Here is a 20451-nt window from a genome sequence, read left to right as displayed (position 1 = left end):
ATCTGGCGCGAGCCGGACCGGACTCCCGGAGCCGGGCGTCCGGCCTCGCGGTCCGAGCGCACCGTAGACTGGGGGCCATGTTCCGACGCGAGCGCAAGCCCTCCGCCCCCGCCCCTGTGCGCGCGCAGCGGCGGCATGGCCGGCGGGGGATGCGATCCTCGATCACGGGCGCCGGTCTTCCCGACCCGAACGCCCGCGTGCTGCGTTTCGAGGCCGATGCCCGCGGCGCCGTCGAACTGCTGCAGTCGAGCTTTCCCGACGAGCTGCGCGGGGTGCAGATCGGCTTCCAGACAGCGCCGACGGGCCGGGGCGAGAGCCGGCTCCCGCTCTTCTACTCGATCGATCGGGCCGCTCGCACCATCATCATGTACCGCATGCCGATCCAGCGGGCTCGCGGCCTGCACGTCGATGACGACGAGCACCGCCGCTACTTCGTGGAGCACTGCGTCTACCAGGCGGTGTGCGAGTATCTCGGGCGGGAGCCGTGGGAGCTGCTGCCGGGGCGCTTCGAGCACTACTGAGCGGCAGGTGTCGCCGCAATCCACCGACTCCGAGGCGGAGCGGCCATAATGGGACACATGAGCGCGCGCATCCTGGTGGTTGACGATGACAGGGCCCTGGCCGAGATGCTCGGCATGGTGCTGCAGGGCGAGGGCTTCGTGACGGAATTCTCGGTCGACGGCACCGAGGCCGTCGAGAAGTTCCGCGAGATGCGACCCGACCTGGTGCTGCTCGATGTGATGCTGCCGGGGCTCGACGGGATCGAGGTCGCGGAGCGGATCCGCACCGAGTCCGGCACCCCCATCATCATGCTCACCGCCCGCACCGACACCCGCGACGTCGTGCGCGGCCTCGAGGCCGGTGCCGACGACTACGTCGTGAAGCCGTTCAACCCTGCCGAGCTGATCGCCCGCATCCGGGCGCGTTTGCGCGAACCGCAGCAGGACGCGGCCGAGACGCTGCGCATCGGCGATCTCACGATCGACGTCTCGGCGCACGAGGTGCGCCGGGGATCGCAGCCGATCCCGCTCACCCCGCTCGAGTTCGACCTGCTGGCGATCCTCGCCCGCAAGCCGCAGCAGGTGTTCACGCGGGAGGTGCTGCTGGAGAAGGTCTGGGGTTACCAGTACAAGGCCGACACCCGGCTGGTGAACGTGCATGTGCAGCGGTTGCGGGCGAAGATCGAGCAGGATCCCGATCACCCGACCATCGTCACGACCGTGCGCGGTGTCGGCTACCGCGCCGGCACGCCCGTCGAGTAGGGTGCCCGTGCCGTCCCTCCGAGCGCAGCCGCCCCTGCCGCACCGGGGGCGCTCCCGCGCGGGTATCGCGCTGAGGCGCCTGCGGTTGCGCTGGTTCAGGGCGACCCAGCCGGTGCTCGGCCCCTTCCGCGCCCGGTGGCGGCGCTCGCTGATGCTGCGCACCATGACCATCACGGGTCTGGTGACCGGGTTCGTCATCTTCGTGGCGGGGGTCTTCACGCTGACCAGCATCAGCGACGACCTCTACTCGTCGCGCAGAGACCAGGCGCTGCAGGATTCGGCGCGGGCGACGCTTGCGGCTCAGCGTCAGATCGACGCGTCGGAGGCGTCCGACGCGGTGGGTCTCAGGGAGCTCGCCGTGTCGGTGCGCCGCACGGTGCAGGACACCTCGGCGAGCCAGCTCGTGTACCTGCGGCGGCAGCCCGGCCAGCCGTCCTATCCGGAGGCCCCCTCCTCGGCGGCGACGAGCGTGATGCTGCGCGAGGCGGTGAGCGCGGAGCTGAGCCGGGCGGTCGGCGAGGGGAATCTGCCGCAGCACTGGCAGGCCGTCACCTTCCACGGAGACGACGGCTCGCAGTCGGCCGGCATCGTGGTCGGCTCGACCCTCACCTTTCCGGCGGAGGCAGGCAGCTACGACCTCTTCATCGGCTACAACCTCGCCGACACCGAGGACACGCTGAGCTTCGTGGAGCGCACCCTGCTCATCACGGCGGCGGCGATGATGGCGTTCATCGGCATTCTGGTGTGGATCATGTCGCGCATCGTGTTCCGTCCGATTCGCGCGGCCGCCGATACCAGTCGACGGCTCGCCGCGGGGGAGAGCGACGCGCGCATGCCCGGGCAGAACGACGAGCACTTCGACGCGCTCTCCGAGGGTTTCAACGACATGGCCGACACGCTCCAGGCCCGTATCCGCGAGCTCGACCACCTCTCCGAGATGCAGCAGCGCTTCGTCTCGGACGTCTCGCACGAGCTGCGCACGCCGCTCACCACGATCAGGCTTGCGAGCGAGGTGCTGCAGGGCAGCGCCGAGGGCCTCGGCTCCGGGCAGAAGCGCGCCGTCGAGGTGCTCGGAGCCCAGGTGGAGCGCTTCGAATCGCTGCTCGGCGATCTGCTCGAGATCTCGCGCTACGACGCGGGGCGGGTGACCCTCGACACCGAGCCCACCAACCTCGTGTCGCTCGCGCACGAGGTGGTGGACGGGTTGCAGCCGCTTTCTGAGAGCCTGATCGAGGTGCGGCCGCTCGGGGGGTACGCGCCCGTCGAGGTCGACGCCCGCAGGATCCGCCGCATCGTCTCGAACCTGGTGGGCAACGCGATCGAGCACGGCGAGGGGCATCCGATCGTGGTGACGATCGACTCCAACGCGGCCGCGATCTCGATCGGCGTGCGCGACTGGGGTGTGGGCATGAGGGCGGAGGATGTCGAGCACGTGTTCGACCGCTTCTGGCGGGCGGATCCCTCGCGCAAGCGCACCCTCGGCGGCACGGGGCTCGGCCTCGCGATCGCGCAGGAGGATGCGGCGGTGCACGGCGGCATCCTGGAGGCCTGGTCGAGGCCGGGCGAGGGATCCAATTTCAGGCTCACCCTGCCGCGGGGCGACGCGATCACGAGCTTCATGTCGCCGTTGCCGCTCGTGCCCGACGACGTCGAGACCGAGGCGGGTGATCCGCAGAAGACCGGCGGGTGGCTGCGGCGGCCGGGCCGGCGCATCCGGAAGGAGCGGCGATGAGCACGCGGAAGAGCGCGGGGGCGGCCGGGGCCGTTGCGACGGTGCGGGCGGTGTTTTCGGTGCGGGGGCCGCGGCGTGCGTGGCGGATCACGGCCGGGTTGGCGGCCGCGACGCTGCTGGCCGGGTGCGCGGCGATCCCCTCCACGGGGCCCGTGCAGCCGGGCCTGACGAACCTGCAGCAGGTCGACCAGACCTGGCAGAGCATCCCTTCGGGGCCGTCGTCAGGGGCGAGCCAGAAGGACGTGGTGCGCGGCTTCGTCGAAGCGGCGTCGTCGAGCTCGGACGACTACGCCGTGGCGCGCGAGTTCCTCGCGCCCGAGTACGCGGGCCAGTGGGATCCGCATCTGGGCGTGCTCATCGACGACGGCAGCAGGCCGTACCGGGCCGAGGGCGAGACGGCCGGCGTGCTGTCGCTCGCCGCCGTCGCGAAGGTCGACGAGAGCGGGGTCATGCTGCCGGTGCAGCCGGGGCCCGCAACAGACATGCGGTTCGAGTTCACCCGCGTCGCCGGCGAGTGGCGCATCTCATCCGCGCCCGCCGGCGTCATCCTCGACAGCACCACCTTCACGTCGATCTGGTCGCCGCGGCAGCTGTACTTCGTGGGGCCCGGTGAGCTCCTGGTGCCGGACACCCGCTGGTTCTTGAACCGCTCGTCGCTCCCGACGGCGATCGTCAGCACGCTGCTGCAAGGACCGTCGGAGCGGCTGCGGGAGGCGGTGCACAGCGGCTTCCCCTCGGGCACCTCGCTCGTCTCGAACTCGGTGCCCGTGGTCGATGGCAGGGCCCGGATCGATCTCTCCGGTGCGCTGCTGCAGGGCGGTCAGAACCCGCTCGCCGAGGTGTATCAGCAGGTGCGTATGAGTCTGCAGACGGTGGCCGATGTCAACGGCTTCGACCTGTACGTCGACGGGGTGCAGGTGCAGCCGCCGCCGGAGGGCACCGGCCCGCGCGTGCTGGGCGAGGTGTACGAGCCTTCGGTGCTGGTGGACGGGCGTTTCGGCAAGCTCATCTCGGGCCGGTTCACGGCGTCGCCGGGATTCGCCGAGGGGATCGCGGCCTTCGGCCCGAAGGCGGTGTCGCTCTCGCTCGACGGCAAGACGGCGGCTGTGCTGAACGGCGAGGGTGTGACGCGCCTCGACGACGAGGGTCGAGTGCTCGTGGATGCCCGGGGCGGGCTGCTCGAACCGGGGGTCGACGTCTTCGGATACGTCTGGACGGCGCAGCGCTCCTCGGCGCAGCAGCTGCAGATCTGGGGGCCGGACGGCTCGTCGGCGACGGTCCCAGCCCCCTGGCTCGCGGGGCGCGAGCCGGTGGCGGTGCGGCTGTCGCCCGAGGGGGCGCGGATCGCGGCGCTCGTGCCCAGCGACTCCGGCAGCCAGGTGCTCGTGGCGGGTGTGGTGCGGGGCGAGAACGGCATGCCGATCGCGACGACCGAGGAGGCCGACGTGCAGATGTGGGCCGTGGGCAGACCGGTCGATCTCGACTGGGTCGGGCAGCAGGGGTTCGTGGCGCTGACCCGCGTGGACGACGCCGGCAAGTTGACCGTCGGCGGTCCCGGACGCTTCGGCGTGGAGCAGGGCGGATCGATCTCGGGCGGCATGCAGGTGTCGGGCGGCGGCGGACGCACGCAGCTGCGGGTGCTCGGCGAGAACGGCGACCTTTTCGCGGCCCAGGGCAGTGGCTGGCAGCGGCTCGACAGCGGGGTGTCGCTGCTCGCGAAGCGGGGGTGAGACGGGGACTCCGCTCACAGGCGGCGCCTCGAACGCTGGCCGCGGCGGTTCTCCACAGATGTCGGCGGGCGCGGTGCCAGGCGGTCTCGGACGCGACAGGATCGGGTCATGGCGCTCCTCCCGAAACTCGTCGAGCTCTGGCTCGATCTCGTCTCCCTGCTGTGGCCCACCGCCTGCGTGGGCTGCGGTGAGCCGGACCGCGACTGCTGTCTGCCGTGCCGAGTCGAACTGCGTCGCCCGGCACCGCTGCTGCGCCCGGAGGTCGGGACGCCCTGCTTCGTGCGGGGAGCCTACGCAGGGGTGCTGCGGGCGACGCTGGTGGCGTTCAAGCACGGCGGGCGGATCGGGCTCGCGGGAGAACTCGGCGCGCAGCTGCGCGCGCCGCTCGGGGCAGCGATCTCCGCGTGCCGCGGACCGGCGGCCCCGGTGATCGTGACGGCGCCGTCGCGCCGGGCCGGCACGCGGCGGCGCGGCTTCCGCCACGTCGAGCTGCTCGTGAGCCGCGCGCTGCGCGGGCAGGGCGTGCGCGCCCTGCGGGTCGCCGCGCTGCGGGCGGGGCCTGGGCGGCGCAGCCAGGTCGGACTCGCCGCCGACGAGCGCGCCCGCAACGCCGGGAGGGTGCGGGTGCGGGCCTCGCGCTGCGCCGTGCTGCTCGGCCGGGAGGTGATCCTCGTCGACGACGTCATCACCACCGGATCGACGGTGCTCGCCTGCCGCGCCGCGCTCGCAGCAGAGGGAGCGATCGTGGTCGCGATCGTGGCGCTCTGCCACGCGCAGCGGCGAGACACGCGCGGGATTCAGGTGTGAGGAGGGCGTCTGATATCTCGTCGACAGCGGGGTTTCAATGAGTTTCCGGGGTTTCGACTGGGAGCTCGCAGCCGAGGTGGAAACGCAAACCCCGAGTGCAGTAGAGTGCGGGAAAGGCGTAACGGTGCGCCACAGAGGCCCACCCGCCTGAGTCACCTGGGAGGTCACCATGGACGTGAACATCCGCGGCAAGAACGTCGGGATCACTGACCGCTTCGAGAACTATGTCGAATCGAAGACCGAGAAGGTGTCGGGCCTGCTTCCCAGGGCTCAGTCGCTCGAGGTGAAGGTTTCGCGGCAGAGCGACCGCAGCCCGAAGCACGGTGATCTGGTCGAGATCACGCTGATCGGCCCGGGCCCCGTGATCCGCGCCGAGTCTGCCGGCGGAGACAAGTACTCGGCCTTCGACATGGCCTACGGGCGAGTGCTCGAGCGCATTCGCCGCATGAAGGACAAACGGCAGGATCGCCGCGGCCGCGGTCGCCTCTCCCTGGGAGATGCCGCAGCCCATGACTTCGCCGAGATCGATGTGACGCCGGCGCCCGCCGAGGTTATCGACGCCGTGGCGACCGGCAGCATTCCGCTCCCGGACCAGCAGGGCGGCGATGAGCAGTACTCGCCGGTGGTGATCCGCAGCAAGGAGTTCCCCGCCGAGCGGCTCTCGATCGAGGACGCCGTCGACCAGATGGAACTCGTGGGCCACGATTTCTTCCTCTTCGTCGAGCACGGCTCGGGGCGCCCCAGCGTGGTCTACCGCCGCAAGGGCTGGAACTACGGCGTGATCTCGCTCACGGAAGAGTAGTGCCCGCCCGCTGAGGCGAGGGCCTTCCAGCCCGTCGTCCCGTCAGGTGCTGCTGCACCATCTGAGCCCGCCTCCCCCGGTTCTCCGGGGGGAGGCGGGCTCAGTCGTTCCGGGATGCCGCTGAGCGGGAGCGAGGTGCGTCACGCGAACAGTGCGGGTGAAAAACGCGAACGCATGGGTGAATCTTGCGTGACCAGTGCAATTTCGGTCAGTGAGCCCGGATAATCTGAATTGATTCTCAGAATCCTTGAGGTTCTTGCTGTGATTGGTGAAAACTGCCAGTCAGTTGCCTTGCGAAATGCTGTTTCGTTACAATTCTCGAATCGATCTCTCCCTGAGGGAGCTCCGGCCCGACCGAGCAGACGGATCGTGTTCGTTGCAAAGCTGGGAGCATTGGTGTCAGGAGCGATCGGCGAGGGTGCTCGGCCCCTGCCCATGCGCGCGCGTCGACCGCGCCGGGCGGCGGTGCGCGGCGTGCTGCGCAGGTGCGCGGCGTGGGTCGCGGTCGTGGCGCTGCTTGCGGGCGGCGGGGTTGCGGTGACTGCGGGGCTGGCGTATGCTGCTCCTGGCCCGAACCCGCAGACCGAGATGTCGTTCGCGAAGGTGTTCGACGGCACCGGGCATGGCACCTCGTCTGCGTCGTTTGTGAACACCGCGAATGGGTTTGCTCCGGGTGATGACACGGCCACCGACGGTGTCGTGTCCTCTGGCGATGTGGTCGGGTACGAGCTGGTGTTGAGGTTTTTGCCTGCGGCGGCGCGGCAGGTGTCGGTGAAGTTCGCGGGCACCTCGCATCTGTCAGTGGGTGCTGGTTCTTTGGCGCAGTTCTGTCAGTCGGTGCCGGGCGCGTCGGCTGCTGTGGTGTCGGGGGCGTGCGTGTTCAGTGTGTCGGCGGGTGTGTCGGCGAGTGTGACGCGCACCGTGGTGGCGTCTGCGGCGGATACGGCGGGTGTGGTGCGGTCGGTCCAGCGACTCACGGCTGAGCTGGGTGTGCAGGGGCAGCAGTTGTACACCTCGGTCGAGGGTGGGGCGGTGTCGGTGGTGTCGGCGCCGCTGGCGGATCTCACGATCCGGCCCGGTGCGACGTCGTACCTCTGGAACGGTGACGGTGCCGGCAGCTTCATTGTGGGCCCCACCCAGTTGCGCAGGCCGGGCTTCTCGCCGTCGAAGGGTGCGACCGCGGCGACGGCATGGCACACCCGGGTGAATGTGTCGGCGTTCCCGGCGGATACGGTGTGGCGGGTCAACGGTGTGACGTTGCCCGTGGTCGATGGCTGGATCCAGGGCACGACCTCAGGGACGCAGACGCTGACGTTCGCGCTTCCTGGTGGGGGGTGGCCTGAGCTTGCCGAGGGTGACTCGCGTTCGTACGAGGTGCAGCTCGAGGTTTCGAATGCCGCGTTCGCGACCGCCGACTATCTGAACAACGGCGACGGCTCGCAGCCCGGCGGTGGCAAGCCGAAATCCTTCGCTACCTACGATGCGGCGACGGGCGCGACCGCGGGCGCGGTGTTCCCGAACAACGATTTCTCCGCGGTGACGGTGTATCGGCCGGTGCCCACGCCGGGTGCGGTGTTCGGCAAGCAGGTCGAGTACCCCCGCGACGACTCGGTCTCGAAGTTCGAAACGGGCAACCGCTTCTGGGTGAACGCGGCGCAGACAGGCATCTCGAACCCGGCATCCCCTGCGGAGCTGGCGCCGGGGGCGCAGTTCCGGCAGCAGTTGAGCGTGTACACGAACGAGATCCAAACGAACGAGCGGATCGTGGTGTCCGACGAGTGGGATCCGGAACTGCAGCGCGTGGACGGTCTGGTGAATGTGACTGGCCCTGACGGGAAGCCGGTGGATCCGTCGAAGTACCGGCTGATGTGGTCAACCAGTGTGACCGGCGATGCGGTTGCGGATGCGGACGCGGTCGCCGTGGGTTGGGTGGAGCAGGAGGAAGCCCCGGCCGGGGCGCGCGCCCTGCAAGTCTCGTTCGTGTGGGGCTCTCTCCCGATCGCCGCAGACCCCGGGGCGGGCAAGTACACCGTCACCCTGCCGTCGCGCATTCGTGAGGGTGTCTCCCGGGTGGGGGTGCTCGCTAGAGACACTCTGCGTGGCCGGGTGGGCACCGGGGTTGTGGTGTCGGCGCCGGGCGCGGTCAGGCTCGTGTTCCCCGAAACCCCGACCCTGCAAGCGACGCACGCCGCGGATCCCGCGAGCGTGTACCCGGGTGGTGAGGCGCGGTTCACGGTGTCGCCGAGGATCGAGAAGCCCGTCATCGTGGGCGACGGCTTCGCCCCCGAGGTGACGGTCACCTTGGATCGCTGTGTCACCCAGCCGGTGAATGAGACCCCCGGCTGGGTGATGACGGTCACTGACGCGGTTGCCGGTCCGTCGGGGCGGGTGTGCGGGGATGCGGAATCAACGCCAGCCGCCCTCACCTTCGCTCCCGCGCAGGCGCCGATGTATGCGGCGTCGTGGAACGCGAACACCCGTGTCGCGACCCTGCCCGAGATCAAGTACACGGCTCAGGCCACGCAGACCGCCCGGAATGCGGTCTCGAACACCGCGTCGTTTTCTCTGACGGGTGAGCAGCCCGCGGGATCGGCCATGCCGGTACCGGCCGTGGCCGACGCCCTGGTGGCGGTGCTCACGCAGTCGTCGTCGCTGGCGCAGGTGACCGCCGCGCCGGTGAAGGTGCAGCCGGGCGAGCCGCTGAACTGGTCAGTGGATCTGGCGTCGTCGGGGGCATCGGAGACCGTGGTCGTGCTCCCCAGCCCCGGGGATGCGGCTCGCTATGGGAGTGCGGTGCCCACCTGGGAGGGCGGTGGATCGCACTTCGGCGGCACACTCTCCCTCACGAGCGCGGTGCTCGAGACGGAGCAGACCACGTCGGGGGCGACCCTGTTCTACACGACCCAGGTGACCCCGACGCTCGTGCCGGTGGAGAGCCCCTGGCTGCCCGTCGCGGGGGCGTCGGATGCTCGGCCCGGGAAAGAGCCCGGCGGACTACACCTATGGGGCGGTGCCGTTGCTGCCGGCCGCTGTTGGATGTGCTCCTACCGGGGTTCGAAGCTGCTTCAACCCGGTCACGGCGACTTCTGAGCCGCTAAGCGTTGGTGCGGGGCATCACACCGGATACGTGAACTTGGGTCTTGTCGTCGCTACCTCTCCGCTCACGGCGGTGAAGACGAGTGACCAGGGCGATCCGGCGTTGTTGGCGCCGAATGCGCAGGGGGTGAGTGACCCGCTCACAGTGTGGATGCACTTCGCGAATAGCGGTGCCGAGCCGATCGGGAACCTGACGATCTCCGACTTGACACTCGCTGGCCCAGCAGTGACCCATATGTCCTGCTGGGAGCAGGGAGGTCGGCTGCTTACGCTGGGGAACCCGATCACCTACACGGATGACGGTCAACCGTTTGTGCTCCAGCCCCAGGGGCTGATGCTTGAGTGTGGACCGGGCCTTCCCGCACTGTCGGCGGCGAATCCGAAGCATCAGGATCGGGTGACGCTGAACGGACGATCCGATACGACGGGCATGCTCGTGTCGGCGTCGGACGACTTCGAGGCGTCCCTCGGGAAGCGAGCCTGGGAGCTGGCGAAGACCGCCACTGTGGAGCGCGGCGGGGTGCCGGTGCCGGTTGCAGACGGTGCGACGGTGCGCCCGGGCGAGCAGGTCACCTACACGCTGACCGCCACGAACACCGGGGACGTGTCCCTCGCGGGGCTCGTCGTGACGGATGACGCCTCGCAGGTGCTCAACAGTGCGAAGCTCGCCGGGAATCTGCCGGCCGGGGTGACCCGTGCCGGGTCGCAGCTCAGCTGGCAGGTGCCGGCGGTGGCGCCGGGTCTGTCGCAGCAGGTGTCGTACACGGTGACGGTGAAGGACGACGCGTACGGGACACCCCTCGTGAACTCGGTGACCGGTGATGGTGTCGTGCGACCGACTGGGTGCGGGGGAGTGCAGCCCGCGTGCAAGGTCACGCTTGCGACACCCCAGTGGTTCGCGTTCCCGTTGCCGGTGCTGGGCGGTGCGACCGTGCAGGGCATCCTCACCTGGGGCGGTCTGATCGTCGCGGCCGGGCTGCTTGCTGCCGTTCTGTGGCGGCGTCGCCGGGTGCCAGGGACTGTCGGGTCGGCGCCGTCTGAACCATGAACTGAAGTCATCGAGAACAACTGATTCCCCCTCGGGGGTGGAGGAAAGGAAACACACCATGTCCAGAACCACGAGGCGCCTCAGCGCCGCGGTGGCGGCGGTCGCGTTGGGTGCGACCGCGCTGATGGGGGTCACGGTCAGTGCCGCGCAGGCGGCGCCGTCGAACATCGACCCGAACCAGCCCCGGTCGCTCACGATCCACAAGCTCTCCCAGCCCGCCACCCCGGGTATTGCGGGCGACGGCTCCGAGCTCGCCCCGGGCAGCCTGCCCGCGGACGCCCTCCCGATCAACGGGGTCGAGTTCACCGTCGAACAGGTCACCCAGATCGGTGGCACTCCGATCGATCTCACCACCGACGCCGGGTGGGCGACGATCCAGCCCTATCTGAACGGCACGACTCCGTTCGATCCGCTGACTGCGACACTGGGGGCCCCGGTCGCCGAAACGACCGCGAACGGCGGTCTGGCCGTGTTCGACACCCTCCCCGTGGGCCTGTTCTACGTCACCGAGACCGACTTCGGCAGCAACTCGATCGACACCCCGGCACAGCCCTTCCTCGTGACCCTGCCCATGCCCACGACCGAGCCGGGGGTATTCCGGTACGACGTGCACGCGTACCCGAAGAACACCCTCGGGGACGACCCCTACTTCGTGAAGACCGTGGACGATACGACTGCGCACGCGGTTGGCGACAAAGTGACGTGGCGGATCGCGGCTTATGTGCCGGACTCGGTCGGGTACAACATCTCGCAGTTCTTCGTAGCGGAGAGCCCGTTCCTGAACGGGATGGAGCGCTGGGATCCGACGAAGACCCGGGCGGGCACTGGCGGTACGCAGTTCCCCGACCGTGCAACGGTGACGCCGAAGAACGGCATGCCGGTCGTGCTCGACTCCTCGGACCTGGAGAGCCAGCCCGGTCAGAGCTACCTCTCGGCAGCGGGGCGGGCGAAGGTGAACGCCGCGGGGCCGGGCTCGGTGATCGTGTTCGAGTACGACGCGAAGATCATCGCGGTTCTTGCGAACGGTGTCACGCGAAACGAAGCATCGGTGCAGATGAACATGACCCACGGGATCATCGAGGCGCAGTCGCTGTGGGGCACTGCCCGTCTGAACAAGCACGTGCAGGGTGATGTGTCGAAGCGTCTCGCGGGTGCGAAGTTCCAGGTGTTCACCACGCAGGCCGCCGCGACCGCTGCTGCGGCGCAGGTGACCGCGGGCCAGCCCGTCACCGGTGGCCTCGAGTTCGGCCCGGGTGCGGGTGTTGATGCCGACACCAAGACCTTCACCACCACAGATCAGGGCGCCGATCACGGCTTCGTCGTGATCAATGGTCTGAAGGCGTCGGCTGCGGGCACGAAGTACTGGGTCGTCGAGACGGCCGCCCCCGCAGGCTACGTCGCGTCGACCACGCCCACCGAGATCACCGTCTACCCCGGCACCAACCTCGCCGGTGCCGGCTTGGTCGTGAACATCGCGAACGCGCAGCGTGCGGCCGGCGCCCTCCCGGTGCTGGGTGGTGCGGGCATGACCGCGATCGGTATCGGGGGAGCGATCCTCATCGCCGGCGGCGTGCTCTTCGCCGTCTTCGGCCGCCGCAAGCGCGACACCGCCGAGAACACCACCGCCGCCTAAGCCGCGCTGCACGCCGAAGCCTGCGGTCCCTTCGGCAAGCTCAGGGGACGGGAGGCTTCTGCGTGATCAGGGGGCGGACGGTCCCTGCGGGCGACCGAAGCGCAGCCGCCAGCCGCGGCGCAGCACATTCCACAGCGCCTCGAACACGATCCCGCACGTCATCTTCGAACGGCCGCCGACACGCTCCACGAAGGTGATCGGCACCTCCACGATCGGGCAGCCCAGCCGTTCCAGCTCCCACGCCGACTCCACCTGAAACCCGTACCCCTGCGAGTCGAGCGCGCCGAGATCGAGCCGGGCCAGCCACGAAGCGTCGATCGCCCGGAACCCGCTCGTCAAGTCGTGCAACCCGGAACGCAACGCGATCCGCGCCACCCGCGTGCCGGTGCGCGAAATCCACCGACGGTGACGCGGCCAGCCCACGATGCGCCCGCCCGCCACCCAGCGCGCCCCGATAGCGGCGCCGCCCACGCGGCGCGCAGCATCGATCAGCAGCGGCAGCTCCTCGGCGAGATGCGAGCCGTCCGCATCCATCTCCACCACCATCCGATAGCCCTCAGCGAGCGCGAACCGGAACCCCGCGATGTATGCGGTGCCGAGCCCGCCCTTGCCCGGGCGATGCAGCACGGTCACCCGCCGATCCGCCGCCGCCAGCCGATCAGCAAGCGCCCCCGTGCCATCCGGGCTGCCGTCATCGACCACCAGCACCTGCGCCTCGGGCACCGCGCGCAGCAGCTGTGCGACCACGCCCGGCAGCGTGCCGAACTCGTTGTAGGTGGGGAGGATCACGAGCACGGCGTGCGAGGGTGCCCCCACAGGACCTCCATCCGGGCAAGTCCCCAGCCGATGCCGGGCTGCGCCTTGCTAAGCTGAGGAGTTGTCACAATTCGGCAACGGCGGTGAAGTCGCGAAGCGGACCACCGTGCAGAACCTTACAGGAGACACAACGTGGCGACAGTTCTCGAAAAGCTCCTTCGCGTCGGCGAGGGTCGCACCCTGAAGAAGCTCCAGCGGTTGGCCAAGACGGTCACCGACCTCGAGAGCTCCTTCGCCGACCTCAGCGACGAAGATCTGCGCGGGGAGACCGACGAGTTCCGCGAGCGGCTCGCGAAGGGCGAAACCCTCGACGACCTGCTGCCCGAAGCGTTCGCCGCCGTGCGCGAGGCCGCCAAGCGCACCATCGGACTGCGCCCCTTCGACGTGCAGGTGATGGGCGGTGCCAACCTGCACCTCGGCAACATCTCCGAGATGAAGACCGGTGAGGGCAAGACCCTCGTCGCCACCATGCCGGCCTACCTCAACGCGCTCGCCGGCAAGGGCGTGCACGTCGTCACCGTCAACGACTACCTCGCCAGCTACCAGAGCGAGCTCATGGGCCGCGTGTTCCGCGCCCTCGGCATGACCACCGGCTGCATCGTCTCCGGGCAGGATCCCGCCACCCGCCGCGAGCAGTACAACGCCGACATCACCTACGGCACCAACAACGAGTTCGGCTTCGACTACCTGCGCGACAACATGGCGTCCAGCGCCGAAGAGCGCGTGCAGCGCGGCCACTTCTTCGCCGTCATCGACGAGGTCGACTCGATCCTCATCGACGAGGCCCGCACACCGCTCATCATCTCCGGCCCATCCTCGGGCGAGGCGAACCGCTGGTTCGCCGAGTTCGCCCGCATCGCGCGCAAGCTCGAGGCCGGCGCCGACTACGAGGTCGACGAGAAGAAGCGCACCATCGGCGTGCTCGAACCCGGCATCGAAAAGGTCGAGGATCACCTCGGCATCACCAACCTCTACGAGTCGGTGAACACCCCCCTCATCTCCTTCCTCAACAACTCGATCAAGGCGAAGGCGCTCTTCACCCGCGACAAGGACTACGTCGTGCTGAACGGCGAAGTGCTCATCGTCGACGAGCACACCGGCCGCATCCTCGCCGGCCGCCGCTACAACGAGGGCATGCACCAGGCCATCGAGGCGAAGGAAGGCGTGCAGGTCAAGGCCGAGAACCAGATGCTCGCCACCGTCACCCTGCAGAACTACTTCCGCCTCTACGAGAAGCTCTCCGGCATGACCGGTACCGCTGAGACCGAGGCCGGCGAGTTCATGTCGACCTACAAGCTGGGCGTGGTGCCGATCCCCACCAACAAGCCCATGCAGCGCAAGGACCAGCCCGACCTCGTCTACAAGAACGAGGAGGCCAAGTTCCAGCAGGCCGTCGAGGACATCGCCGAGCGCTACGAGAAGGGCCAGCCCGTCCTCGTCGGCACCACGAGCGTCGAGAAGAGCGAGTACATCTCCCGCCTGCTCGCCAAGAAGGGCGTGCGCCACGAGGTGCTGAACGCCAAGAACCACGCACGCGAAGCCGCGATCATCGCGCAGGCCGGTCGCCTGGGCGCCGTCACCGTCGCCACCAACATGGCCGGCCGCGGCACCGACATCATGCTCGGCGGCAACGCCGAGTTCCTCGCCGTGCAGGAGATGGCCGCACGCGGCCTCTCCACCGAGGACGATCCCGAAGCCTACGAGGCAGCCTGGGATGACGTCTTCGACGCCGTCAAGCGCACCGTCGCCGAAGAAGCCGAGAAGGTCAGCGCCGTCGGCGGCCTCTACGTGCTCGGCACCGAACGCCACGAATCCCGCCGCATCGACAACCAGCTGCGCGGCCGCTCCGGCCGCCAGGGCGACCCCGGCGAGAGCCGCTTCTACCTGTCCCTCGCCGACGACCTGATGCGCCTCTTCAACTCGGGCGCCGCAGCCGCGCTCATGAACCGCGACGGCTTCCCCGACGACCTCGCCATCGAGTCGAAGGTGGTCACCCGCGCCATCCAGAGCGCGCAGAGCCAGGTCGAGCAGCGCAACGCCGAGATCCGCAAGAACGTGCTGAAGTACGATGACGTTCTCGACCGCCAGCGCAAGGCCATCTACGGTGACCGCCAGCAGATCCTCGACGGCGAAGAGATCGAGGGTCGCATCGACGCGTTCCGTCAGCAGACGATCGACGCGATCCTCGACTCCCACGGTCTCGACGGAGAGTGGGACTTCGACGCGCTCTGGAGCGACCTCAAGCAGGTCTACCCGATCGGCATCACCGTCGACGAACTCGTCGCAGAGGCCGGCGGAACCCGCGTCGACAAGGCCTTCCTGCGCCGCGAGATCCTCTCCGACGCGGAGGTCGCCTACCGCAAGCGCGAAGAAGAGCTCGGCGAGGAAGCCATGCGCGAGCTCGAACGCCGTGTGGTGCTCGCCACGATCGACCGCCGCTGGCGCGACCACCTCTACGAGATGGAATACCTCAAGGAGGGCATCGGCCTGCGCGCGATGGCGCAGCGCGATCCGCTGGTCGAGTACCAGCGCGAAGGCTTCACCATGTTCGAAGGCATGATGGGGCAGATCAAGGAAGAGTCGATGGGGCTGCTCTACAACCTCGAGGTGAAGGTGCGCCCCGCCGAGGGACCGCAGGATCACGTGCACCTCGAAGGCGGCGGGCTCGAAGAGCAGCAGACCCCGGATCAGTCCAAGCTCAGCTACACCGCCCCCGATGAAGACGGCGCGCCGTCGGTCAGCGGGGCGCAGGCCCCCGGCGGAAAGGCTGCCGGGGCACCCCAGCAGCCCACGCAGCGCGGAGCCTTCGGCCAGCAGGTGCCCGCCGAGGGCGGCACCGCGAACCGCGCCGAGCGTCGCGCCAACAAGAAGAAGTAGGGTGCGGGCGGCGCGCAGCGCCGCCCGGCCACCCGAACGAAGAACCGGAGCCGACCGCGGCCCGACCTGGAGAGAGCCATGGCAGAGAAACTCACGAAGAACGAGCGCCGAGAGCGCGCCCGCGAGCAGGCGCGCCTCGCCCGCGAAGCCGAGAAGCGCCGCGAGAAGCGCGGCCGCCTGATGCTGCAGGGCGGCATCGTGGTCGGCGTGCTGGCGATCCTCGCGGTCGTCGCGCTCATCCTCACCCAGACGATGAAGCCCGCCGGCCCCGGCCCCGAGAACATGGCATCCGGCGGTGTCGTCTTCACCAAGGACCTCAAGGTCGTCGAAACGCCCGCACTGCAGGCCGGCGCCGAGCGCAAGGCGCCCGAGGTCGACCGCAAGCAGCTGCCCCTCGACGTCAGCATCTACGTCGACTACATGTGCCCCGCCTGCGGTGCGTTCGAGCAGCAGTACGGCACCATGCTCGAGAACTACGTGGGCAGCGGCGACGTCGACCTGCAGGTCTACCCGCTGAACTTCCTCGACAGCGCCTCGCTGGGCACCAAGTACTCGACCCGCGCCGCGAACCTGTTCGCCTGCGTCGTCGAGGAGCAGCCCGACGTCGCCTTCAAGCTGCACAACACGCTGCTGAGCGCCGAGGTGCAGCCCAAGGAGGGCACCACAGGCCTCTCCGACGACGAACTGCTCGAACAGGCTGAGAGCGCCGGCGCCGAGCTCACCACCGAGCTGCGCCAGTGCGTCAAGGACGTGCGATTCGGCAGCTTCATCGCAGCCAACTACAAGGCCGTGAGCGAAACCGGCGTGCAGGGCCTCGCCAAGGGCGCCCAGATGTTCGGCCCCGGCGGCACCGAGCTGCAGCCCGCCGACCAGGCGCAGCGCCTCGTCAGCACCCCCACAGTGATCGTCAACGGTCAGCAGTGGAACCAGGCCCGCGACGGCGACCTGGAGTCGTACCTGCTGAAGGTCAAGGGCGAGGTCGAGAAGAAGTCGGCCTCCGACAAGACCGATTCCGACGACGCGACGAAGTCGGAGTAAACTGCTCGGGGCGGCGACGCACGTGGCCGCCCCGTTTGCCGCCTTAGCTCATCTGGTAGAGCAGCGCCCTTGTAAAGCGCAGGTGGTCGGTTCGAGTCCGACAGGCGGCTCCAGTAAGAAACGCGTCAGCGTTTCGTCGCAGAGCCGCGGCGCTCACAAGCGCCGGCCACGGAGCGAAGCGCGGGCCGGGCTCCACTCGCTGCGCTCGTAAGCGCCGCGATCCTGATCATCCGGCTGCCTGCGCAGCCGAGGAATCTTCCCGCTACGGCCCCGAGGAGTAGGGTAGGCCGAGTGCATGTGAGGTTCAGAGTTCCCGTCGCACTGCTCGGTTCGGGTACGGCGGGCATGCTCGTCGCGGTGCAGTCGCGCATCAATGGCGGCCTGAGTCAGCAGATCGGCAACGGATATCTCGCCGCCGCCGTCTCATTCGGGTCAGGAATGCTGCTGCTCGCGCTGATCACGCTCGTCACGCCGAAGGCGCGGCGCGGGATGCGGCTCCTCTCCACAGAGGTGCGCTCCGGCCGGTACCCCGTCTGGGGGCTGCTCGGCGGCACCTGCGGTGCGTTCTTCGTGCTCACGCAGGGCCTCGTGGCGTCGGTGATCGGGCTCGCGCTGTTCACCGTCGGCATCGTCGCCGGTCAGGTGCTCGGCGGGCTGCTCATGGATCGCATCGGTCTCGGCCCGGGCGGCCGCGTGGATCCGTCATTGCAGCGAGTCGTGGGCACCGGGCTCGCGGTCGTGGCGGTTGCGATCTCGGTCGCGGGCGGCCTCGGAGGTTCCGGATCGCCGTGGCTCGTCGTGGTGCCGCTGATCGCAGGTATCGGTATGGCGTGGCAGTCTGCGGTGAACGGGCTGGTACGGGCGGCGGCGCAGAGCGCCATTGCCGCGACCTTCGTGAATTTCGTGGTGGGCACTGTGGTGCTCGTCATCGCGGCGGCCGTGTCGCTGGCGGTGCAGGGGTGGCCGGAGAGCTGGCCGAGCGAGCCCTGGTTCTACGTGGGCGGCGTGATCGGCATGATCTTCATCGCAGTGGCGGCGATCCTCGTGCGGCTCACCGGGGTGCTGCTGCTCAGCATGTCGAACGTCGCCGGGCAGCTCATCGCGTCGGTGCTGCTGGAGGCCTCGCTGCCGCTCGCCGGAGGAGTGACGGCCCTGATGGCCGTCGGCACCGCGGTGGCGCTGGTGGCCGTGATGATCGCGTCGCTGCCGGGGCGGGGCGCACGCGCCTGAGGCGGCCGTTTCAGAGCTCGCTGAGGTGCCGTGACAGCTCGATGGGCTTGCGGGGTTTCACGCGCCGATCCTTGTCGGGGATGCCGCCGACGTAGATCCAGCCGAGCAGGTATTCGGGCTTCTGCACGCCGAGCGCCTTGCGCACCGCCTTCGCCCGGGTGAGCGAGCCGGTGCGCCAGAACGTACCCCAGCCGGCTTCGTGCAGCAGCAGCCCGAGCGTGTGCGCGACGCCGCTGGCCACCGCCTCCTGCTCCCACAGCGGCACCTTGCTCTTGCGGGGGCACACCACGATGGCGAGCAGCAGAGGCGCGCGCTGCGCCTTCGCGATGTACTTGTCGCGCGATCCGCCCTCCGCCTTGGCGAACGCCTTGCCGAGCTTCTTGCGAGCGTCGCCGCGCAGGCTGATGATGCGCCACGGGCGCAGACCCGAGTGATCTGCGATGCTCGACATCGCCGACACGAGCTCTTCGATCTCGGCCCGAGACGGGGCCTCCTCGGTAACCTTCGAGAAGGAGCGTCGATTCCGCACCGCCTCCAGTGCGGGGCGGGGCGTCGATGATTCTGCGGGCATCTCGATCACCGGCTCTCGTCGGCGGATCCGGCCTCCGGCTCGAACGACAGTGCGAGGGAGTTCATGCAGTAGCGGTCGCCGGTGGGGGTGCCGAATCCGTCGGGGAACACGTGGCCGAGGTGCGATCCGCACTTCGCGCACCGCACCTCGGTGCGCACCATTCCGAGGCTCCGGTCCTCGAGGAGTTCGACGGCCTCCGGGCGTACGCTCTCGTAGAAGCTCGGCCAGCCGCAGCCCGAGTCGAACTTAGTGCCGGCGACGAAGAGCTCGTTGCCGCAGGCGCGGCAGCGGTAGAGGCCATCGCGGTCTTCGTTCAGCAGTTCGCCGGTGCCTGCACGCTCGGTCGCGGCCTGGCGCAGGACCGCGTACTCCTCGGGGGAGAGGCGGGTGCGCCACTCGGCGTCGTCGAGGCGCACCTCGTAGTGGTCGGCGGATCCGGTCGGCTGGCTCATGATGCTCCTTCGCGGGCTTCGATGCGCTGTCAGTGTACGCCGCGAGGCTGCTCGCGGGCCGGGAAATACCGCTGCTCGGGCCAGGCGGATCACCCCGACTTGCATCATCGGATGATATTCGTCAGACTATTCTTCGGTGCCTCGAGTTAGGTATGCCTCATCTGAGTCGGATGTGGCACGGAAGCGGCGTTGCCGCGTTCCCGCCCACGTCCCAGTTTCATCCATCAAGGAGTGCGTTGCGCATGTTTGCACGTCGGGGTTTGCGAGGGTCACTCGCGGCATTGCTGGTGTCTGCTCTGGTAGCGGGAGGTGCCCTGCTGGGCGGATCCGCCGCTTCGGCCGAAGAGCTCCCCGCCGATCCGGTGGTCGAGCAGACCACGGCCCCCGAGGCCCCCAGCAACGGCACGCCGAGCGAGGCCCCCGCTGAAGAGCCAGCCGCACCGCAGCAGCCTGTCGCCGAAACGCCCTCCGAAGCTGACACCGCTCAGCCCGTCGACGACACCGCAGCAGCGGCTCCCTCGCTGCTCGCCGCGGCGCCGCCCGCAACGCTTGAAGCGGTGCGTGAGAATGGCGGATCGCTCGACTGGGGCTTCAAGGCCAGCTGGCGCGGTTACCTCGCGGGCGTGGGAGGCACGCAGACCCCGTACGGCGGTGCAACGCTCAACCCTGACGGAACCACTCACTTCCCCGAGTCGGCCGCGTCGAGCTTCGACCCAGCTGCGGGCACCGGTGAGATCGCCTACACCGGTGGTGTGATTTGGGATAACCCCGCGCACGGCTTCACGATCGCGCTGCAGAACCCGCGGATCACCATTGCGACCGACGGCGCGGCCACCGTCTCAGCTGAGATGAGCACTACCGACACCGCCGGAGCCGACTCCGTTGCCCGCATCGTCGTGGCGACGATCGCTGCGACGGGGACTTCGGCCGAGACGAACTCACTGCAGCAGTGGACGGCCGCGGCGGGCGTGTTCGCGTCAACGCTCGCGCCGGCCGGAGTCGCGGGCTACCAGGGCCAGGCCACCGATGCCTTCACCTTCTCCACTCCCGCCGCGCCTGTGCCTGTGGGTCCGTCGTTCGTGGTGTCGCCGAATACGGATCTGGATCGTGCGGGTGCGTCGGTGACGGTGACGGGTTCGGGGTATGACCCGACGAAGTCGATTTATGTGACGCCGTGTGCGGACATCGATGTGGCGGATCTGACGTTCGCGTACATTAACGCCGGGTGCACAGCTGGCGCGAAGCTGGTGTGGGCGCATGGTGCGGTGGACAAGAACGGTCTGCCGCGGGCGTTGCAGTTTGATGCTGATGGTTCGTTCGAGGTGACGATGACGGTTGCGCCGCGTGGTGACGAGTC

The 20451-nt window shown here is 69.0% G+C and carries 16 protein-coding genes and 1 tRNA gene; 14 read left to right on the top strand and 3 right to left on the bottom strand.

Going from position 1 to position 20451, the window contains the following annotated elements:
• Positions 1-77 precede the first annotated feature (77 nt).
• The 9 genes from H629_RS0113240 (at position 78) to H629_RS0113200 (ending at position 12110) form a co-directional block, all read left to right on the top strand.
• Positions 78-521: a metallopeptidase family protein gene (locus H629_RS0113240; protein ID WP_024357717.1), complete on the top strand. Its 444-nt coding sequence runs from the start codon at positions 78-80 to the stop codon at positions 519-521.
• Positions 522-578: 57 nt separating this feature from the next.
• Positions 579-1262, top strand: coding sequence for an MtrAB system response regulator MtrA (gene mtrA, locus H629_RS0113235; protein ID WP_024357716.1), 684 nt, complete (start codon positions 579-581; stop codon positions 1260-1262).
• Complete coding sequence (gene mtrB / locus H629_RS0113230; protein ID WP_338034121.1) at positions 1228-2994, top strand: MtrAB system histidine kinase MtrB; 1767 nt, start codon at positions 1228-1230, stop codon at positions 2992-2994. The genes mtrA and mtrB overlap by 35 nt, the downstream gene beginning before the upstream one ends.
• Positions 2991-4724: an LpqB family beta-propeller domain-containing protein gene (locus H629_RS0113225; RefSeq protein WP_084705425.1), complete on the top strand. Its 1734-nt coding sequence runs from the start codon at positions 2991-2993 to the stop codon at positions 4722-4724. The genes mtrB and H629_RS0113225 overlap by 4 nt, the downstream gene beginning before the upstream one ends.
• Positions 4725-4832: 108 nt before the next feature.
• Entirely contained in the window at positions 4833-5531 is a 699-nt protein-coding gene (locus H629_RS14655) for a ComF family protein (protein ID WP_024357713.1), read from the top strand.
• 169 nt (positions 5532-5700) lie between these two features.
• The gene (gene hpf, locus H629_RS0113215; RefSeq protein ID WP_024357712.1) at positions 5701-6333 is read left to right on the top strand and encodes a ribosome hibernation-promoting factor, HPF/YfiA family; all 633 of its coding nucleotides are present in this window, start codon (positions 5701-5703) and stop codon (positions 6331-6333) included.
• 396 nt (positions 6334-6729) lie between these two features.
• Positions 6730-9423, top strand: coding sequence for a hypothetical protein (locus H629_RS15425; protein ID WP_161608032.1), 2694 nt, complete (start codon positions 6730-6732; stop codon positions 9421-9423).
• A 403-nt stretch (positions 9424-9826) separates the two neighbouring features.
• Positions 9827-10477, top strand: coding sequence for a DUF7927 domain-containing protein (locus tag H629_RS15420; RefSeq protein WP_024357710.1), 651 nt, complete (start codon positions 9827-9829; stop codon positions 10475-10477).
• Between the two features lie 58 nt (positions 10478-10535).
• Positions 10536-12110: a SpaH/EbpB family LPXTG-anchored major pilin gene (locus H629_RS0113200; protein WP_024357709.1), complete on the top strand. Its 1575-nt coding sequence runs from the start codon at positions 10536-10538 to the stop codon at positions 12108-12110.
• Between the two features lie 66 nt (positions 12111-12176).
• Here the strand turns inward: H629_RS0113200 and H629_RS0113195 are convergent, their stop codons facing one another.
• Positions 12177-12926, bottom strand: a complete 750-nt coding sequence (locus H629_RS0113195) for a polyprenol monophosphomannose synthase (protein WP_029746998.1) — start codon at positions 12924-12926, stop codon at positions 12177-12179.
• 132 nt (positions 12927-13058) lie between these two features.
• On the opposite strand from H629_RS0113195, the gene secA reads away from it, so the two are divergent.
• From secA to H629_RS0113175, 4 genes are all read left to right on the top strand, one after another.
• Complete coding sequence (gene secA, locus H629_RS0113190; protein WP_024357707.1) at positions 13059-15803, top strand: preprotein translocase subunit SecA; 2745 nt, start codon at positions 13059-13061, stop codon at positions 15801-15803.
• A 78-nt stretch (positions 15804-15881) separates the two neighbouring features.
• Entirely contained in the window at positions 15882-16841 is a 960-nt protein-coding gene (locus tag H629_RS0113185) for a DsbA family protein (protein ID WP_024357706.1), read from the top strand.
• Positions 16842-16878: 37 nt separating this feature from the next.
• Positions 16879-16954, top strand: a tRNA-Thr gene (locus H629_RS0113180).
• A 184-nt stretch (positions 16955-17138) separates the two neighbouring features.
• Entirely contained in the window at positions 17139-18071 is a 933-nt protein-coding gene (locus tag H629_RS0113175; protein WP_024357705.1) for a DMT family transporter, read from the top strand.
• A 10-nt stretch (positions 18072-18081) separates the two neighbouring features.
• Here H629_RS0113175 and H629_RS0113170 read toward each other — a convergent pair whose 3' ends face one another.
• Both H629_RS0113170 and msrB read right to left on the bottom strand, forming a co-directional pair.
• Positions 18082-18642, bottom strand: coding sequence for a nitroreductase family protein (locus tag H629_RS0113170; RefSeq protein ID WP_024357704.1), 561 nt, complete (start codon positions 18640-18642; stop codon positions 18082-18084).
• A 5-nt stretch (positions 18643-18647) separates the two neighbouring features.
• Positions 18648-19094 carry a peptide-methionine (R)-S-oxide reductase MsrB gene (gene msrB, locus H629_RS0113165; RefSeq protein WP_024357703.1) on the bottom strand — a complete coding sequence of 149 codons (447 nt, stop codon included), beginning with the start codon at positions 19092-19094 and terminating at the stop codon, positions 18648-18650.
• 287 nt (positions 19095-19381) lie between these two features.
• Here msrB and H629_RS0113160 point away from each other — a divergent pair.
• Positions 19382-20451, top strand: a 1070-nt coding sequence (locus tag H629_RS0113160) for an HtaA domain-containing protein (protein ID WP_024357702.1), incomplete at its 3' end; no start/stop codon positions are given.

Source organism: Leucobacter chironomi DSM 19883, from assembly GCF_000421845.1.
In the GTDB taxonomy this organism is placed as follows: domain Bacteria; phylum Actinomycetota; class Actinomycetes; order Actinomycetales; family Microbacteriaceae; genus Leucobacter; species Leucobacter chironomi.
The sequence above is the reverse complement of the archived record's forward strand: the minus strand, read 5'-3'. Positions and strand labels throughout refer to the sequence as shown.

What these genes read in the sequence shown, in the direction of transcription:
- H629_RS0113240 (WP_024357717.1), top strand. Translation starts at nt 78, where the DNA reads ATGTTCCGACGCGAGCGCAAGCCCTCCGCCCCCGCCCCTGTGCGCGCG.
- mtrA (WP_024357716.1), top strand. Translation starts at nt 579, where the DNA reads ATGAGCGCGCGCATCCTGGTGGTTGACGATGACAGGGCCCTGGCCGAG.
- H629_RS0113225 (WP_084705425.1), top strand. Translation starts at nt 2,991, where the DNA reads ATGAGCACGCGGAAGAGCGCGGGGGCGGCCGGGGCCGTTGCGACGGTG.
- H629_RS14655 (WP_024357713.1), top strand. Translation starts at nt 4,833, where the DNA reads ATGGCGCTCCTCCCGAAACTCGTCGAGCTCTGGCTCGATCTCGTCTCC.
- hpf (WP_024357712.1), top strand. Translation starts at nt 5,701, where the DNA reads ATGGACGTGAACATCCGCGGCAAGAACGTCGGGATCACTGACCGCTTC.
- H629_RS0113200 (WP_024357709.1), top strand. Translation starts at nt 10,536, where the DNA reads ATGTCCAGAACCACGAGGCGCCTCAGCGCCGCGGTGGCGGCGGTCGCG.
- H629_RS0113185 (WP_024357706.1), top strand. Translation starts at nt 15,882, where the DNA reads ATGGCAGAGAAACTCACGAAGAACGAGCGCCGAGAGCGCGCCCGCGAG.
- H629_RS0113170 (WP_024357704.1), bottom strand. Translation starts at nt 18,642, where the DNA reads ATGCCCGCAGAATCATCGACGCCCCGCCCCGCACTGGAGGCGGTGCGG.
- msrB (WP_024357703.1), bottom strand. Translation starts at nt 19,094, where the DNA reads ATGAGCCAGCCGACCGGATCCGCCGACCACTACGAGGTGCGCCTCGAC.